Genomic DNA, 17,232 nt, shown 5'->3' on the forward strand with positions numbered 1-17,232 from the left:
CTAAACAAATCAAAATTTTAACAAGCATTCTTCAACTGAAAAAATAAGTGTATACAATGTATCCTAAAAGTAGTACTAAAATGATTATTCCTGTACCTTTCCAATTCATACCGCCTGCTATATCAACTGGACTACCCGTTTCCGCTCTATTGAGTCCGTCACGTAAAGAACCCGTAGGATTACTTTTTAATTCACTTTGTCTCATACGCTCTCTTTTTTCTTCTGGTGACTCTTTATTCATTTAATCACCTCCAAAATGAATGCACTCTTTACTTACATTATTCAAAATCAACATTTGTTTTATATTTTTCCGAAAAAACCTAATTTAAAATAGGTTTGCAACGTAAAGAAAGCTAGCCATGCCAGCTTTCTTTACGATCCAATATGCTCTTCCTTATTTACAATAATACCTTTATGGTCGATTTCAAGCTCACATACTTTCATATCTGTAAATACTCTCGCTAATTGCTCAGCGATTTCTTGACGCTTCTCATATGGCGTTAATATAAAAATAGATGGCCCCGCACCACTAAGTGCTGTGCCGTACGCACCAAATTCTTTTGCGCATTTACGAATAGATGGTAATAATGGTACGAGTTCTAAACGATATGGTTCGTGAAAATGGTCTCTCTCCATCATTTCACCTACAACTTCCCACCGCTTTTGACATAATGCAGCTACTAATACGTTACTTATCGCACTAGCTTTAACTGCCTCATGAAACGGAAACATCTTTGGTAATACAGATCGACTTTCATCTGTATTTAATTCTGCATTCGGAATGAGAGAAATTACACCCAATTCCTTGCTCTCAATTCTTACGACGGAAACATCCTTTCCATCAAGTGCTCCAATTACAGTTCCACCTAATATAGAAGCAGCAACATTATCAGGATGTCCTTCAAAATTTGTAGCAATTTGAACTTTTTGATCAGCAGTTAAGTTCAAATTGCCTAGTTGATTCGCAAGCTCTATCCCAGCTACAATCGCTGATGCACTACTTCCTAGCCCTCTCGTTAATGGGATATTACTAGTAACTTCTATTATATGGGGTGATATAGAAGGACATACTTTACATGCCGTGCTAACGATTAAATTTTTATCGTCTGTCGGAATTGATTCTTCAAAGGAATGGATTACTTGCCATTTATCAGCTTTTTCTTTAACCACCACACCTAAATACAATGACAAAGCTATTCCAACTGAATCAAATCCAGGACCAACATTCGCCGTACTAGCAGGGACACGAACGCTAAATGGTATCACGACATAATCACCCCTTTAATATGATCTTTAATTTGTTCTATATCATTTGACACACTTGCGATGTCTAGTTGATTTGAAGAAATAGCGATATCAGGATCCTTCAAACCATTTCCAGTTAATACCGCAACAACTGTTTCTCCCTTTTTGATTTTCCCAGATTGAACATGTTTAATTACGCCGGCTAATGAAGCATTTGATCCTGGTTCAGCGAAAACTCCTTCAGTTTTTGCTAATAACCTATACGCATGTAAAATTTCTTCATCTGATACCATATCTATTTCACCACGAGACTGCTCGGCAGCCTCTACTGCATACGCCCAACTTGCTGGGTTACCGATGCGAATCGCTGTTGCAATTGTTTCAGGCTCTTCAATTACATGCCCTTTTACAATTGCAGCTGCTCCTTCCGCTTCAAAGCCATGAATTCTTGGCTTTTTATAACCTTTTTCTTTCTCATATTCACAGAAGCCTTTCCAATACGCTGTAATATTCCCTGCATTCCCAACAGGGATAGCTAGAACATCTGGTGCATTTTGCAATTGGTCACAAATTTCAAACGCTGCTGTTTTTTGCCCTTCAATTCGATAAGGATTTACTGAGTTTACTAAAGTAATCGGCTCTTCTGCAGCAATATTTCTTACAGCCTTAAGCGCATCATCGAAATTTCCTTCTATTGAAATAATTTCAGCTCCATAAGCGACCGCTTGCGCTAATTTTCCATGTGCAATCTTTCCTTCCGGTATTACGATAATGCATTTCATCCCAAGACGTGCCGCATATGCTGCAGCTGATGCTGATGTATTACCTGTTGATGCACAAATGATTGCCTCTGAACCTTCTTCTTTCGCCTTAGCAACTGCCATGACCATACCACGATCTTTAAAAGAACCTGTCGGATTCGCTCCTTCGTACTTACCATATAGCTGAATCCCTAATTGTTTTGATATATTTAATAATGGAATAAGTGGTGTGTTTCCTTCCATTAAGCTGACATCAGGTGTATTTTCATTCACCGGTAAATAAGACGCATATTGTTTTAATAGTCCTTTATACATATTGTTTTTCCTCCTCAATAATGTAGTAACTGTTTATTTCACTTGCGACAGCTTCTATCGCTTCTAAAACTCGTTCAAATTGATACTTGGAAGTTCGATGTGTCACAACAACGACTTCTGCCAGTTCACGGTTTAAAGGTAATTGAATAACCTCTTTTAAACTTACAGAATAATTAACGAAACATTCTGTTATTTTTTGTAACATCCCAGGCTCATCTTGTAATGAAATGCGTAAGAAATATTTCGAAACTACTTCTTCATCACCTTGTAATTCATAAGGAACTGGTTCTTTTAACGCACTTTTATTTTTCGGAACTTGATTCATATTTTTAACGATTGAAATAATATCACTTACTACAGCAGAACCAGTCGGTAACTTCCCAGCTCCGGGTCCATAAAACATCACTTCTCCTACCGCTTGGCCATGGACATACACCGCATTAAATTCATTATTCACATTTGATAATGGATGCTGGCTCGGTAAAAGCGTCGGTTCTACACTTAAATGAATGGCTGGTCCTTGTTTTTCAGCCTTACCAATTAACTTCATAGTAAATCCTAACTTTTCAGCCATTTGTAAATCTTCTTTTTCGACCTTTCGAATCCCTCTTACTTGCACATCATCTAATGAAACATTCATCGAAAAACCTAAGTTTGCAAGAATTGCTACCTTTCTCGCCGCATCTAGTCCATCTACATCTGCTGTCGGATCCGATTCTGCAAAGCCTAATTTTTGTGCTTCCTGTAAAGCCTCTTCATAAGACCATCCATTTTGACTCATTTTTGTTAACATATAATTTGTTGTACCATTTACAATTCCCATTATTTTTTCAATTTGATCTGATGCTAGCCCATCAGTTAGTCCTCTTAACACTGGAATACCGCCCGCTACACTCGCTTCGTAACATAAATCACAATCATTATCGTTCGCCAGTTGAAGAAGCTCTGCACCATATACAGCCATTAAATCTTTATTTGCTGTTACGACATGTTTTTTATTTCGTAAAGCCTTAACAATATGCTGTTTTGCTTCTTCAATTCCGCCCATTACCTCTACTACAATATCAATATTTGAATCATTTAGAACTTCATCTGCATGACTTGTTACTGCAATCCCGTCAATACAAACATCGCGTTCTTTTTCCAAATCACGTACAACGACTGTTTTCACTTTCACTTCGTATCCTGTATCAAGTGCGATTTTTTTATAATGTTCTTTCAAAATATGAACAACACCACTTCCGACCGTACCTAAACCTAATACCCCAACATTTATAACGTTATTCATCTTCTAATCTCCTCCTAAAAGTTTAATTATTACATCTATAAATCACCTTACTCTGCTTTTTTGTCATGCAGGTGGTGGTTATTTCCGTACTTATAAATCGTTTCATATTACCGCACCTCCTTTCAAAGTAAAAAAACACACCCATCCCTAGGAAAGGGACGAATGTGTTTTCGTGGTTCCACCCTTGTTCCAATCTAGACGTATTTCCTCCTAGATTGCTCAAGTTCAGATAACGGCTGATACCGCCAATAATTACTAGATTACTCGTTCACTATTGAAGTTCAAAGGTGGTAAAATCATTTCTCGTGTTAGGAAGCTCACACCCTTGGCTTCCCTCTCTGTAAACCGTAAAAATGATTTCGTGTCCTTATCGTTACTTTTTCGTTCATGTTTATTTGTTAACTCATTATACTCGCATAAAAAACAAAATCAATACTATTTTTTAATTATTTTAAATTTTCAATCTCTTATACCATAAAAAACACACTCATCCCTAGGAAAGGGACGAATGTGTTTTCGTGGTTCCACCCTTGTTCCAATCTAGACGTATCTCCTTCTAGATTGCTCAAGTTCAGATAACGGCTGATACCGCCAATAATTACTAGATTACTCGTTCACTATTGAAGTTCAAAGGTGGTAAAATCATTTCTCGTGTTAGGAAGCTCACACCCTTGGCTTCCCTCTCTGTAAACCGTAAAAATGATTTCGTGTCCTTATCATTACTTTTTCGTTCATGTCTATTTGTTAACTTATTATAGTTATCAAATTTTTAAAAAGCAAGCCTATTTTTACTAACTATTTTCAAAATAATTTTTTATTATATTTCACAATAGCATTATGCAACTGCCACTCAATTTACCTATTTTGTCATTTCTCCAGTTTATAAATCAACGGTTCATATATAAAGTGAAACTTTAATCAGTGGGGATTTTGTTCATCCCCACTGATTATTAGCCTTCACCAATCGGGCTTTTACGGGCAGTTGATCCCCACCTAACTTCTTTGCTTTCGCTGAATTTTGAGGTAGGGGTGTTACTGCCCGTTAATGCGGGATAAATCCCCATTCTAAAACCCGTACATACTCACCTTGCAAAATTATATCAATAAAATTTTTAATACAATCTTTTTGTATAACTTTCTTCTAAAGAACGTGCAACATCTTCTTCTGAAGCATTCACTTTCGCATGCTCTAACAACATTTTTGCTGCTGAAGGTAACTCTTTTTTATGTAACCAAGATTCTGGATCCCACATCTTCGAACGAATAAACGCTTTTGCACAATGAATGTAACACTCTTCTATTTCAACAACAATTCCAAGCAACGGATTACGTCCATTCGCCTGCATTTCTTTCAAAATTTCTTCATCGTTTGTAATATACGCTCGGCCATTTATTCTAAGTGTCTCCCCAAGACCTGGAATAAAAAAGATTAGTCCTACACGTGGATTTGAAATAATATTCAAAATGGAGTCTATACGACGATTTCCTGGCCTTTCTGGAATGATAATTTTATTATTATTGAGTACGTATACAAATCCAGGTGCGTCTCCTCTCGGCGAGGCGTCACACTCCCCCAACTTATTTGCAGTAGATAATACTAGAAAAGGAGATTTAGAAAGGAAATCTACACAATGGTGGTCTAATGATGAAATAACTTTTTTCAATGCTCGCTCACTTGGTTTCCCCAATATTTTCCGTAACTCTTCCTCTGTTGAAATAATCGATTTTATTTCCATACGCTCTATCTCCACTTATAATCGCCCCTTTTTCTTTATTTTCCCAAAATTCAATACGAATATTGTATAATAAAATTTGCAGAAAGGGGAATTAAAATGACAGAGTGGTTAACAATATTTGATTCTGAAAGAAATACACTTGGGAAGAAATTACGGGATGAAGTGCATCGTGACGGTGATTGGCACGAAACATTTCATTGTTGGTTTGTAGAAAAAGATGCTAAAGATATATTCTTATATTTCCAATTACGCTCTAAAAATAAAAAAGAAGCTCCACTTATATGGGATATTACTTCAGCTGGACATATTATGCATGATGAAGATGTACAAATTGGTGGTCTTCGTGAAATCGAAGAAGAATTGGGGCTTTCCTTTCAAACTACTGATTTAGTATACAAAGGAATCTTTAAAATAGATTATGAAATTTCAAATCTTACTGATCGTGAATTTTGTCATATGTATTTTCACAATGTCATCAATCCACTTCCATTCGCACCAGGTGAAGAAGTAGACGATGTGATGAAAGTACATGCAACTTCTTTTCTACAACTATTAAATGGTGAAATTTCATCTTTTACAGCTACTTCTGTTTTGAGCAATAAACCGATAACGATAACTTTTGATGATATTTATCCATATGATCTTGCATACTATGAATTTGTTGTTGAACAAGGAAAAGACTTACTAGAAAATAATAGTTTATAAATAAAATAGGACTCCTAGCATTATATTGCGTGGAGTCCTATTTTTCATTATTGCTCAAGTGCCTTCAATCTTTTCTCTACTCGTATGAATAAGCGAATGATTAGTACTAGCATAAAGATCATTATAGCTAACGTTGTATGGGAGTATCTAAACAGTATACTAATAACACTTCCAATTAACATCATGATGAATCCATTTTGCTTCATCACTTCTGCACTATACCTGTTACCCGCACCCCATAATTCCTTATTTTTCATAGATCGTTTCGTACGATAACCATATGCCGCATTAATATCGGTCGGTGGATTCTTTTGAAGAATAATTGCCGCAAATATAAAAATAATACTAATCAATATGCTTATTCCTATGTTTACTAGTGCATAAATCAATTATATCCCCCCTAACTTACACTTTCATTATACGACATAAACCTTATTTTCCCAATTCATAACACATTCACTTTCTTTCTTTTGATGTCTGGAACATACTTGGAAGTGTTACAAAACGTGCCCCTTTCGTTTTTAACTGCGGAATGATTTTGTCTAGTGCATCTACAGATCCTTGTAAATGCCCACCTGGTGTTGAATGTTGGAGGATGACACTTCCAGGAAATGAATTCCCTAACACATTATTTGTAATCGTATCAGCACTCACACCTTTCCAATCAACCGTATCAACACTCCACTGTACAATCATAAAATTTTGCTCTGTGGCCCATTTTAATTGATTTTCAAGTATTTCACCGTATGGCGGACGTATAAACTTCGGTGCATAACCAGCTAAACGATTTAATATTTCTTCCGTTTTTATAATCTGATTACGGTACTCATCCTCATTTACTTTCGCTAAGTTCGGATGACTATACGTATGATTACCAATTACATGCCCTTCATTCGCAATACGCTTTACTACGTTCGGAAATTTTTCTGCGTTTTCACCAAGTAAGAAGAAAGTCGCTTTTACATTATGTTGTTTTAACTTATCTAAAATTTTTGGCGTAAATTCTAAATCTGGTCCATCATCAAATGTAAGAGCTACTTCCGCTTTATTGTACGGTCCGGAAAATGCGTACGCATATTTTTCGACCCATGAAAATGGTGTCCACGATCCACGATCATCTGCTTTCATTTGTACTTCATAGTTTTGAGGGGTATATACGTATGGCAATGAACTTATATAGTCTCCATAATAAAATGAGTCATATGGCATATAGGCGTATGAAACATCTCGTTCTAGTCCCCAATGATATGGGGCAAACATTTGTGGCGAATAAAAATAATACATAATAAAAACCTCCCTAAAGTTTCATATGTGATTCATCTGCACTTTGTTAGAGAAATTGTTATTCATAAACAAAAAATAAGACTGTCCTTAATTAGGACAGTCTTGCTGCTTTATATTATTAATAAATCGATGTACTATCTTTCGGCAAAGCTTTCACATGTTTTAAATAGTTCGTCACTTTATCATCATCATCTTGCGGATATTGATATTCATACGTGTTAGCAATTTCGTTCGCCACTTCCCTAAATAAATCACCCATGACAAAGAATGAATCCCATATGTTTTCATATTCTGCATTAGAAAATGTTCTTTTAAATTGCTCCCACATATCTTCTTCAATATATTGCTCAAAATGCTTTCCAAACTTCCCTGTATTAACTGTAAAGTCTGTTTTCATACCAATATACCATTCTAGCATTACGATGAACATATCTCGCACTGGTCCTTCAAGCATTCCTTTTGCATAAGAAAGCTCCTCTCTCCATAACCCTTTTGCGATATTCGTACTACACCACCAAAATTCATTACAGCAATCTAAAAACTCTTTTTCTGTAGGCTTTTTTACTAAGTAATCTTTATCGCTTGCTGGCGGGAATTCTTCCAGACAATTATCTTTATCAAGAAGCAGTTTACTTAAACTATCTTGTCCAACGAACTTTTTTATTAACTCAACTGGAACTAGCGTTAAATCAATCCGATTCCCATCCATGAACTGCATTAAATATGGAAACTTCCCATCTTCATCTGGTGGAACTAACGACATTTCTTCTGGCATTTGTACAATCATTATTTCTCCAAATCTATGAATCCAATTATGATTAGACGTAAAAGATTGTATATCATTTACAACATACATAATATCATAGTCTTGAAAACAATCTCTTTTCACATTTGGATTTACACGCGATCCATTCATGATGACAGCTCGAATTCTTTCATCCTCTATTGCTGTATTTATAATTAAATCTAACATTTCTTTTTCAGTTCTCATCTACTTATAGCCTCCAATTTTTTAATATACAATAATGCTATGTATACTGGAGGTCCACGAGCTAATCTCGTTATACACGATACATGTTATAATTTTTGAAACTTCTTTCTCATCCTTTTCCCTCCTTACATCACTCTTTTACAACTGCCATTCCTTTCAATTTACCAATGCTTTCTACCATTCACCTTTAATTATACCGAAAATTCTGTCTCGAATACAAAAAATAAAGAAGGGACATCTACCCCTTACAGAATAGATATCCCTTCTTTTAAAGTTAAATTTAATTCCTATGGATTAGTAGACCAAAGCCCAGCAGATTTAATAAATGTACGTTTATTTAATTTCAGCTGCGCTACGATAAATTCTGCAATATCTTCCGCTTGCATTACTTTATCAGGGTTTCCATCAGTTAATCCTAAATCTACAGCCATATCAGTTGCTACTGTACTTGGAGTTAAAGCTGTTACACGAATGTTATGTTTGCGAACTTCCATCGCTAACGATTCTGTTAAACCAAGGACACCAAATTTAGAAGCACTATATGCACTTGTTACAGGTGCACCTTTTTGTCCTGCTGTAGATGAAATGTTAATGATATCACCAGATTGTTGTTCAATCATGCTCGGTAAAGCTGCACGAGTTGCATAGTATACACCCATTAAGTTTACTTGAATGATTTTTTCCCAATCAGCAACGTCTAGTTCTAAAAACTTACCGAATTTAGAAATACCAGCGTTATTAATTAAAATATCAATAGATCCTAAACCATTTTTTAACGTTTCAATCGCAGTTGTTACTTCTTCGTATGAAGAAACATCTGCAGTTGCAATAACAGCTTTTACGCCTTCTGCTTCTACTTCTTTCGCTACAGCTTTTAAGTTTTCTTCTGAGCGAGCTAAAAGTCCTACATTTACGCCTTCTTTCGCTAATGCAATCGCTACAGCGCGACCAATCCCTCTACCTGCTCCTGTAATTAAAGCATTTTTACCTTGTAATAATTCTGCCAAGTATAACACTCCTTAATCATTTCAGTTATGTATTATATTAAAATTGTATCTATCTTTATGTAAAAAGGCAATGATGCACTTTCATGTGCGTAGGTTACTTGTAGGTAACTATAGAAAGTTTTTATTTATAAGTTTCATTTTTTTACCATTATTCATGTAAAATAAAAACAAATCCAGCATAGGGGAGTGTATGAGTATGAAAGCGAAGGAAAAGCTTATCAATATAATTGCAGTAACGGTAAATGCATTTTTAAAGAGAAATAGTGTTAGAAGGTTCTCCTTCTAACACTATTTCTCTTCATGATTTGGCATACGCACAATAAATTCAGTACCTTTTCCTTCCTCACTCTCAACTTTTATTTCCCCATGATGAAGGTCGAGTACTTTCTTTACAATAGCTAAACCTAAGCCACTTCCTCCATAGGCACGATTTCGTGAAGAATCCGCTTTATAAAAACGCTCAAAAATATGTTGTTTCTGTTCTTCTGATATGCCAATTCCTGAATCACGGATACGCACTTCCACTACTGTCTCATGTTCCTTTAACTGAATAGTAATCGTACCACCGCTTGGAGTAAATTTAATACTATTATGAATTAAATTAATCCACACTTGACTCATACTTTCTTGGTCAGCAATAACATGTACTTTTTCTAAATCTAGTTCTAACTCAATTTCTTTTTCAGCCCAGAGTGGTTCACTATTTAACACAATTTGCTTTAATTGTTGATCTAATCGATAGCTCACTCTTTCTGGTATATATTCTTCTGATTCTAAAAGAGTTAGCTTTAGTAAATTTTGACTTAGTTTAGATAATCTCGTTGTTTCAGTTTCAATAATGGTAAGATAATGCTTTCTTTTTTCCTCAGAAAGATTATCGTCTTGTAGTGCTCTAGCAAATCCTTTTATAGAAGTTAATGGTGACTGTATTTCATGAGAAACATTTGATACAAACTCTTGTCTCATTTTCTCCATCGCATTCAGTTCATCTGTCATATCATTTATACTTTTTACGAGCACGCCAATTTCGCCATCATACTTTTCTTCATTTCGTATTTTTACGGAGAAGTCTCCTTTTGCAATTTTTTGTATCGGTTCAATAATAGTCCAAATCATCGCCTCTCGTTTTGGTCTCATTAATATTCCAATCAATGTCCAAATAAGAATAATAAATACAAAACCGACCATATCACTAATTAGAAAGGCAACAAACGGCGATACGTTTACGTCAAAAGCATTCAATATACTAGTTGCTACATAAAATGCGATAGACCAAATGATAGTAAGAAAAGAAAAGAGCGCTAATACCGCTCCAAATACTTTCAGCATCTTCAACTTACTCATTCGTTTTCTTTTTCTCATTTACTTACCTCTAAGCGATACCCTAATCCTCTTATTGTTTTAATACTAAATTTCGACTGCTCTTCTTGAAACTTCTCACGTAACCGATTAATATGAACGTCTAGTGTACGCTCATTCCCTTCAAAATCATATCCCCATATTTCTTCAATTAATTGCTCTCTCGAACAAGTTCTTCCCGATTTAGACCCTAAAGTAAAGAGCAGCTCAAATTCTTTTAACGGTAATGTAACCGTTTGTTCTCCAGATGTAACTTCGAATGTTTTACGATTTAATAATACATTTCCAACTTGAATCGATTGGGAAACTGTAATTTGGTAACGTTTCAATAATGCCTTTACTCTCACTACTAATTCTATAGGGTCAAATGGTTTTACAAGATAATCATCTGTCCCAAGGTGAAATCCTTTTACTTTTTGTGATGTTTCCCCTTTGGCAGTTAGCATCAGAACCGGGATATCATAGTATTTTCTTAATTCAAAACATACATCAAATCCATCCATATTTGGCATCATGATATCAAGAATAACCATATCGACTTTTACGTCATCCATTTTCTGAAGTGCATCTACTCCATCAATTGCCTCATATGTTTGAAAACCTTCTCGTTCTAAAAATACCGAAACGAGTTCTCTAATGTGTGGATCGTCATCTACTATTAAAATTTTAGGTATCAAAGGAACCATTTCCTTTCTACTTAGCATCTAATATATTGTTTAAAAATGAATCATCAGTTGAGTAAAATCCCACTGATGATTCATTTTATAATGCCCCCTCTTTAATTTTCAATTGCTGCGTTGCAAACTCACGATACATATCATGCGTCTGTAATAATTCATCATGCGTACCACTACCTGTAAGATTCCCTTTCTCAATAAAGACAATTTTATCTGCATCTACAACAGTAGAAAGTCTATGCGCAATCACTAACGTTGTTCTGCCTTTCATTAAGTTATTTAACGCTTTTTGAACGACAGACTCAGATTTACTATCTAAGCTTGAAGTCGCCTCATCTAACATAAGAATTTGCGGATTTCGAAGTAACGCTCGGGCAATGGCAATTCGCTGTCTTTGTCCTCCAGAAAGTTTCACACCGCGTTCTCCAACTTCTGTTGCATAACCGTTTGGTAAGTCATGAATAAATGCATCAACATATGCCATTGCAGCTACTTTTTCAATTTCTTCATCCGTTACTTCGCCCTCGACACCATAACAAATATTATCACGAATCGTTCCATCAATTAACGGACTATCTTGTGATACGTAACCGATTTGACGTCGCCATGACTCTAATGAATAACTCGTAATTGATTCTTCCCCTAATTTAATGGCACCACTAGTTGGCTCATAAAAACGTTCCAGTAATGAGAATAACGTTGTTTTCCCACTACCACTTGGTCCTACAATCGCTGTCACTTTTCCAGATTCAATTGTGAAATCAATATTTTTCAAAACTTGCTCTTCTTCGTTATACTCAAAATGTACATTTTCAAGAACGATCGGTTGCTTAGCATTTGTCACTTTCACACCAGTTTCATGATCTTCTACTTCATATTCTAAAATCGTACTAATTCTTTCCGTTGCACCAATTGCCTTTTGGAATTGTGTAAAGAACATAGATAATTGACTCATTGGCATTACAATTTGAACTAAATACAAAATAAACGCTACAAGTTCACCGGTTGTTAATGCACCGCTAGAAACTCGCATCCCGCCATACCCTACGATAATAACAAGTAGTGCCATTAAAACAAACGACATAACTGGCGAAATTAATGCTTGCACTTTTCCTTCTTTCAAACCAAATTGTAATAACTTTTGTATACCTGTATTACCCGTTTCATATTCTCTCTTTTCTGTATTTGAAGATTTCACTAAACGAATTTCTGATAACACTTGCGTTAACACACTTGTAAAAGATGCAGTTTCATCTTGAAGCGCTTTTGAAATCTTATACATTTTTCGTCCAAGTGGAACTAAAATTAACACAGACAACGGAATAACCGTTAAAAGTAACGCAGTCATTTTCCAATCTAAAACAAATAATACAATTAACGATCCAACAATTGAAATACCACCTGTTAATAAGTTTGACAAATGCTCAGAAATTAACGTTTTCACAACACCTGTATCATTCGTCATACGGCTAATAGTATCACCTGTTCTATTTTGATCGTAATAAGATACCGGCAAGATAAGTACCTTTTTCCACAAACGTTCTCTTAGTCCCGCTACAATCTTCTGCCCAATATAATTTAGTAAATATATAGACAACCCTGCCGCAATAGTTTGCATTACAAAGAAAGCAACTAACCCAACAATTTGTCCTGCACTAATTGAAGAAAGCGAAAAATTATCTACTAATCCTTTTGTCAGCATAGGAATAAATAAACTCGCTCCCGTAGAAAGCAAACTCATTAACAACGCAAAAACTAAAATTCCTTTCGGAGGATTTGTATCTTGAATAAGGCGTAAAAACTGCCTCCAACTCCCTTTTTTCTTTATTTCATTTCTAACTTCCATTCCTGTTCATCTCCTCATGTTAAACAAAACTGTTCTTTCTAAAATTAGAATACGATACAAATGTAAACTGAATGTAAACACACTTTTTCTATTTTTACAAAATATACATAAAAACTCATCTTTACAACAGATATAAACATCTGATATTATTACCTGGTACTTAATATTATTCTATGTAAATTATAGATAAATAATTTACAACACGATATAAATCTCCAGTTAGTGAAAGGAGTATCCTTTTTGCAAACAAATATACATTCTGAAAAGGAAACAATTATTTTTATTCATGGATTAGTTGGCAATCGTCGCGCCTTCAAAAAAGAGCAAAAACGATTTTCTGCCTCCTACAACATTATAACTTATGACTTATTAGGTCACGGTGATGATAAAGGAGAAGCAATCGACTTTTCATTACAGCGCCTCGTAGATCAATTATTAAACTTATATGAACAAGAAGGTATTAAAAAAGCACATATTTGTGCGCTAAGTTACGGCTGTTACATCTCTACAATTTTTGCACAAATGCATCCAGAAAAAGTATTAAGTATTTGTCATATTGGAGGACATTACAATAACCCTTCTCGTTTATATAATGTATTTCAAAATTTTTGGGAGAAGCGAGGAGATGAATACTCTAAATGGCTCTCTCAATACGCAAATACTATTTTTCCAAGCGGTATATTAAAAGCAAATCCGTTCGCAGTCATTTCAAGAAATATTTACTACCGTTTCGGATTACAATTACATTCATCCATAATTGCCCAGTCATTACGACATCGGTTAGAATTCGATTTAAAATCTAAATTAAAATCACTTCCTCACCCTATACTATGGGTAATGGGAGAACATGATCATCTCTATAAATCTTGTCTATTTGATTTGAAATCTATTTTGCCTAACGTTCTATATAAGGAAATACCGTTAGCGGGACATGCAGCGAACTTATTTCGTCCTAACTATTTCCATGACTTATATGATCGATTTTTAAATGGAAAGTTAAAATAAAAACTATTAAACTTCCAATTTATTCAACTATAAAAAGGCTTCCCAAGTTTCCTTGGAAAGCCTTTTCTCTATACGAAAAGTATATAAAACTACTTTTTCTTAGTATGCTTTTGTGTAACCTAATAGGTGCTTGCTCCAGTAAGAGTTACTTACAGAACTAATACGTACACCAGTTGCATCTGTTTCTGCACTAATGAACTGACCGTTTCCTAAGTAAACACCCATGTGAGAAGGACCTGATTTATAAGTATTTTGGAAGTATACTAAATCACCTGGTTGTGGATTGCTAGTTTTTGTTTTAGAGCTCCAGTATCCAGCAACTGTTTGACGAGCGCCTTTATGACCAGTTTGATTTAATACGTAGTGAATGAATCCACTGCAGTCAAAACCAGCAGGTGTTGTACCAGCAGTTCTGTATGGTGAACCATTTAAAGATCTAGCGAATCCAGCGATTGAAGATGTATCTCCACCTGTTGTTGGTTTTTGTACGTCTTTACCTGGTTGTTGAACGTTATTTGTAACATTATTGTTATTTGTAACGTTGTTTACTCCGCCTTTTACAAACTTAACGAAGTCTGCACTTACGTAACCTGTGCGGCCGTTATGGTTAATTTTGTACCAACCATTTTCAGCACCAGTAACGTTTAATACTTTACCATTTGTTACTCCACCGATTACAGCGTTGTATGTAGCTGGGCCTGTACGTACTTTTAAAGCACCAGTGTTAACAACATAAGAACCACCAGTTTGAACTGTTGTAGTATTGTTGTTTGTAGTTGGTTGTTGTGTTTCGTTAGATACAGCAGAACCACCTTTTGTTACGAAGTCTTTGCTTACGTATCCAGTTCCACCATTGAAGTTGATTTTAAACCAATCTTGTACTTCACCTACAACTTGTACTGTTTTACCTTTGTTTACAGAACCTAATACTGTATGAGATGTACTTGGGCCTGTACGTACGTTAAGTGAAGAAACGTTTACTGTGTAAGTACCTGTTCCTTGTTGAACAGTCGTTCCTGTTTTGCCACCAGTCGTTACGAAGTCACCACTTACATAACCTGTTTGACCATTTACGTTTACTTTGAACCAACCATTTTCTTGTCCAACTACTTGTAGCACTTGGCCTGACTTTACTTTAGAAATAACGTTATGTCCTGTACCAGCACCTGAACGAACATTTAATACATCAGCAGTTACTGTGTATTTTAATTCAGAAGTTGTTTCTACAGTTTTTGTTTCAGTTACAGTCGTTTGAGTTTGAGTTTGAGTTTGTCCATTAATTTCTTTTAGCGCTTCATTTGAAACTTGTGCATGAGCAGAATCCATTCCTGGAACTGCAACGCCAGCTACAGAAGCTGCTGCTAAACCTGCAATTACTTTTTTCATAAGTTGTCTTTACTTCCTTTCCCTACTATCCTCTTAAAAAAAACTAAAACTTTAATACTTTACAATATTATCAAAGTAAAATATTCATCCAGTTCCATTTTTTAGCAAGAGTTTTATTTTTCACACAGAGTTCATTTTAAATGAACGAAGTGAAATCTGTGTGAACTTCATGTGAACTTTATCATTAATTATAGTATTTTTGCAATGATTTTTTCAAATTTCTCATATATCGCATGAAAATTCGACATTCCATTTAATATCTTAATATAAAACATCCCTTTTCTATCTTCTATAAAAAATTCTATTAACCTAATACAAACCACATTATGTATTTCCTTATAAAGCTCCTTACATGAAGTATACTTTCATCATGACAAAAATCACTCTATTTATCAATAGTATAATATTTTTAGAAAACTAAATTTCTATACTATCTACAATTTTGAAATAATTTGACGAATTGTAAGATTTATTTCAAAAAAGCCATTTCTCCTTTAAAGAAAACACACACTATATCAACTGTTCTCTTTTTCCCATAATGGAATTTATAGGATATTTATAGTATTATATACATATCTTAATAAAAAAGAATTTTAGCGAATTGATTAAAGTTTCATTCCCTTATAAAATGAAACTTTAATCAGTAAGGGTTTTATACATCCTCCGCTAATTATTAACCCTCACCACTCGGGCTGCCCATTAATACGGAGTTTTATTGGAATAAAAAGAGGAGGCATATTTGTGAGAAATATAATAGATGATCCAATACAAAAAAATATAGAGCTATACTATGCTTTTATTCAATTCGTTTCAATGATAACATTACAAAAAGTATCAGCTATTGAAACACGTAAAAACGAATTAAAAAATCAGATGAAAAATGCAGGACAAAAAAACCCTTATTACGTATAAAAAAGGTGAACAGGTTATATTCCTGTTCACCTTTTTAAATTATTTATAAATTTTCACACGGTCCTCTAGCGGTTGGAATTCTTTTTCACCAGCATGTACTACCGGTTTACCAAATGGCATTTGTGCAATAAGTTTCCAATTCTCTGGAACATCCCACTCTTTTCTCACTTCTTCATCAATTAGCGGATTGTAATGCTGTAACGTAGCACCAAACCCTTCAATTTCTAAAGCTGTCCAAATTGCAAATTGTAACATTCCTGATGATTGCTGAGACCAAGTTGGGAAATTATCTTTATATAATGCAAAGTTAGCTTGAAGGCTTTCCACTACTTCACTGTCTTCAAAATATAAAACCGTTCCATAACCACTTTTAAATGCATTCATTTTTTCTTCAGTAGGTGCAAAGTTATTTTCAGGTACAATTTTTCGTAACGTTTCTTTCGTAATATCCCATAATTTATCATGTTGTTCTCCTAATAAAACAACAACGCGAGCACTTTGAGAATTAAAAGCTGAAGGTGTATGTTTTACAGCATGATAAATCACTTCTTGAATTTTCTCATCAGAAACTACTTGCTCTTTACTAATTGCATAAATAGATCTTCTGTCTTCAATTGCTGAGTAAAAATCTTTTGCCATCATAATTCCCTCCAATTTTCAATTGAGGCTATTTCATATGTATATATCATATTACGCCCCTCAAACTTATTATTAA

The 17,232-nt window shown here is 34.7% G+C and carries 17 protein-coding genes and 2 other annotated features; of the genes, 3 read left to right on the forward strand and 14 right to left on the reverse strand.

Annotated features, from left to right (window positions below):
- Positions 1–31: 31 nt before the first annotated feature.
- From AU379_RS14265 to AU379_RS14285, 5 genes are all read right to left on the reverse strand, one after another.
- On the reverse strand, positions 32–241 hold the full coding sequence (locus tag AU379_RS14265) for a DUF6366 family protein (protein ID WP_001031483.1): 210 nt from the start codon (positions 239–241) through the stop codon (positions 32–34).
- A gap of 131 nt (positions 242–372) precedes the next feature.
- The gene (gene thrB, locus AU379_RS14270) at positions 373–1,266 is read right to left on the reverse strand and encodes a homoserine kinase (RefSeq protein WP_000612105.1); all 894 of its coding nucleotides are present in this window, start codon (positions 1,264–1,266) and stop codon (positions 373–375) included.
- Positions 1,263–2,321 (reverse strand): threonine synthase, encoded by a 1,059-nt coding sequence (gene thrC / locus AU379_RS14275; RefSeq protein ID WP_000276433.1) that lies wholly within the window; start codon positions 2,319–2,321, stop codon positions 1,263–1,265. The genes thrB and thrC overlap by 4 nt, the downstream gene beginning before the upstream one ends.
- Positions 2,314–3,609 carry a homoserine dehydrogenase gene (locus tag AU379_RS14280; protein ID WP_001066899.1) on the reverse strand — a complete coding sequence of 432 codons (1,296 nt, stop codon included), beginning with the start codon at positions 3,607–3,609 and terminating at the stop codon, positions 2,314–2,316. The genes thrC and AU379_RS14280 overlap by 8 nt, the downstream gene beginning before the upstream one ends.
- A 151-nt stretch (positions 3,610–3,760) precedes the next feature.
- Positions 3,761–3,992 (reverse strand) — a binding site (T-box leader).
- A 114-nt stretch (positions 3,993–4,106) separates the two neighbouring features.
- Positions 4,107–4,338, reverse strand: a binding site (T-box leader).
- A 383-nt stretch (positions 4,339–4,721) separates the two neighbouring features.
- Positions 4,722–5,360, reverse strand: coding sequence for a pyridoxamine 5'-phosphate oxidase family protein (locus AU379_RS14285; protein ID WP_000402131.1), 639 nt, complete (start codon positions 5,358–5,360; stop codon positions 4,722–4,724).
- Between the two features lie 81 nt (positions 5,361–5,441).
- Here AU379_RS14285 and AU379_RS14290 point away from each other — a divergent pair, with 81 nt between their 5' ends.
- Positions 5,442–6,050 carry an NUDIX domain-containing protein gene (locus tag AU379_RS14290; RefSeq protein ID WP_000141384.1) on the forward strand — a complete coding sequence of 203 codons (609 nt, stop codon included), beginning with the start codon at positions 5,442–5,444 and terminating at the stop codon, positions 6,048–6,050.
- Positions 6,051–6,097: 47 nt separating this feature from the next.
- Here AU379_RS14290 and AU379_RS14295 read toward each other — a convergent pair whose 3' ends face one another.
- From AU379_RS14295 to AU379_RS14325, 7 genes are all read right to left on the reverse strand, one after another.
- Positions 6,098–6,436: an SdpI family protein gene (locus tag AU379_RS14295; protein ID WP_025966230.1), complete on the reverse strand. Its 339-nt coding sequence runs from the start codon at positions 6,434–6,436 to the stop codon at positions 6,098–6,100.
- A gap of 70 nt (positions 6,437–6,506) precedes the next feature.
- Positions 6,507–7,334, reverse strand: a complete 828-nt coding sequence (locus AU379_RS14300; RefSeq protein ID WP_000291215.1) for a peptidoglycan-N-acetylglucosamine deacetylase — start codon at positions 7,332–7,334, stop codon at positions 6,507–6,509.
- Between the two features lie 118 nt (positions 7,335–7,452).
- A complete protein-coding gene (locus tag AU379_RS14305; RefSeq protein ID WP_001258503.1) occupies positions 7,453–8,325 on the reverse strand; it encodes an aminoglycoside 6-adenylyltransferase in 873 nt (290 codons plus the stop codon).
- 287 nt (positions 8,326–8,612) lie between these two features.
- Complete coding sequence (locus tag AU379_RS14310) at positions 8,613–9,332, reverse strand: 3-ketoacyl-ACP reductase (protein WP_000818985.1); 720 nt, start codon at positions 9,330–9,332, stop codon at positions 8,613–8,615.
- A gap of 288 nt (positions 9,333–9,620) precedes the next feature.
- The gene (gene hitS, locus AU379_RS14315; RefSeq protein ID WP_001231615.1) at positions 9,621–10,694 is read right to left on the reverse strand and encodes an envelope stress sensor histidine kinase HitS; all 1,074 of its coding nucleotides are present in this window, start codon (positions 10,692–10,694) and stop codon (positions 9,621–9,623) included.
- The gene (gene hitR / locus AU379_RS14320) at positions 10,691–11,368 is read right to left on the reverse strand and encodes an envelope stress response regulator transcription factor HitR (protein ID WP_000612414.1); all 678 of its coding nucleotides are present in this window, start codon (positions 11,366–11,368) and stop codon (positions 10,691–10,693) included. The genes hitS and hitR overlap by 4 nt, the downstream gene beginning before the upstream one ends.
- Positions 11,369–11,453: 85 nt before the next feature.
- Positions 11,454–13,214: an ABC transporter ATP-binding protein gene (locus AU379_RS14325; protein ID WP_000453865.1), complete on the reverse strand. Its 1,761-nt coding sequence runs from the start codon at positions 13,212–13,214 to the stop codon at positions 11,454–11,456.
- A gap of 240 nt (positions 13,215–13,454) precedes the next feature.
- Between AU379_RS14325 and AU379_RS14330 the strand changes: the two genes are divergently transcribed.
- Entirely contained in the window at positions 13,455–14,219 is a 765-nt protein-coding gene (locus AU379_RS14330; RefSeq protein ID WP_001194306.1) for an alpha/beta hydrolase, read from the forward strand.
- A gap of 99 nt (positions 14,220–14,318) precedes the next feature.
- Here AU379_RS14330 and entFM read toward each other — a convergent pair whose 3' ends face one another.
- A complete protein-coding gene (gene entFM / locus AU379_RS14335; RefSeq protein WP_000755513.1) occupies positions 14,319–15,605 on the reverse strand; it encodes an enterotoxin EntFM in 1,287 nt (428 codons plus the stop codon).
- A 741-nt stretch (positions 15,606–16,346) separates the two neighbouring features.
- On the opposite strand from entFM, the gene AU379_RS14340 reads away from it, so the two are divergent.
- Entirely contained in the window at positions 16,347–16,517 is a 171-nt protein-coding gene (locus AU379_RS14340; protein ID WP_001244279.1) for a hypothetical protein, read from the forward strand.
- Between the two features lie 39 nt (positions 16,518–16,556).
- On the opposite strand, the gene AU379_RS14345 is transcribed toward AU379_RS14340, so the two are convergent.
- The gene (locus tag AU379_RS14345; protein WP_001987122.1) at positions 16,557–17,159 is read right to left on the reverse strand and encodes a nitroreductase family protein; all 603 of its coding nucleotides are present in this window, start codon (positions 17,157–17,159) and stop codon (positions 16,557–16,559) included.
- Positions 17,160–17,232: the final 73 nt, after the last annotated feature.

This window comes from Bacillus sp. JH7 (genome assembly GCF_001563515.1).
Lineage (GTDB): Bacteria > Bacillota > Bacilli > Bacillales > Bacillaceae_G > Bacillus_A > Bacillus_A cereus.

Bases quoted from the DNA above. Each gene is read 5' to 3' on its own strand.
- AU379_RS14300 (WP_000291215.1), bottom strand. From the start codon at position 7,334: ATGTATTATTTTTATTCGCCACAAATGTTTGCCCCATATCATTGGGGA.
- AU379_RS14280 (WP_001066899.1), bottom strand. From the start codon at position 3,609: ATGAATAACGTTATAAATGTTGGGGTATTAGGTTTAGGTACGGTCGGA.
- AU379_RS14345 (WP_001987122.1), bottom strand. From the start codon at position 17,159: ATGATGGCAAAAGATTTTTACTCAGCAATTGAAGACAGAAGATCTATT.
- entFM (WP_000755513.1), bottom strand. From the start codon at position 15,605: ATGAAAAAAGTAATTGCAGGTTTAGCAGCAGCTTCTGTAGCTGGCGTT.
- AU379_RS14305 (WP_001258503.1), bottom strand. From the start codon at position 8,325: ATGAGAACTGAAAAAGAAATGTTAGATTTAATTATAAATACAGCAATA.
- AU379_RS14325 (WP_000453865.1), bottom strand. From the start codon at position 13,214: ATGGAAGTTAGAAATGAAATAAAGAAAAAAGGGAGTTGGAGGCAGTTT.
- AU379_RS14265 (WP_001031483.1), bottom strand. From the start codon at position 241: ATGAATAAAGAGTCACCAGAAGAAAAAAGAGAGCGTATGAGACAAAGT.
- hitS (WP_001231615.1), bottom strand. From the start codon at position 10,694: ATGAGAAAAAGAAAACGAATGAGTAAGTTGAAGATGCTGAAAGTATTT.
- thrC (WP_000276433.1), bottom strand. From the start codon at position 2,321: ATGTATAAAGGACTATTAAAACAATATGCGTCTTATTTACCGGTGAAT.
- AU379_RS14290 (WP_000141384.1), top strand. From the start codon at position 5,442: ATGACAGAGTGGTTAACAATATTTGATTCTGAAAGAAATACACTTGGG.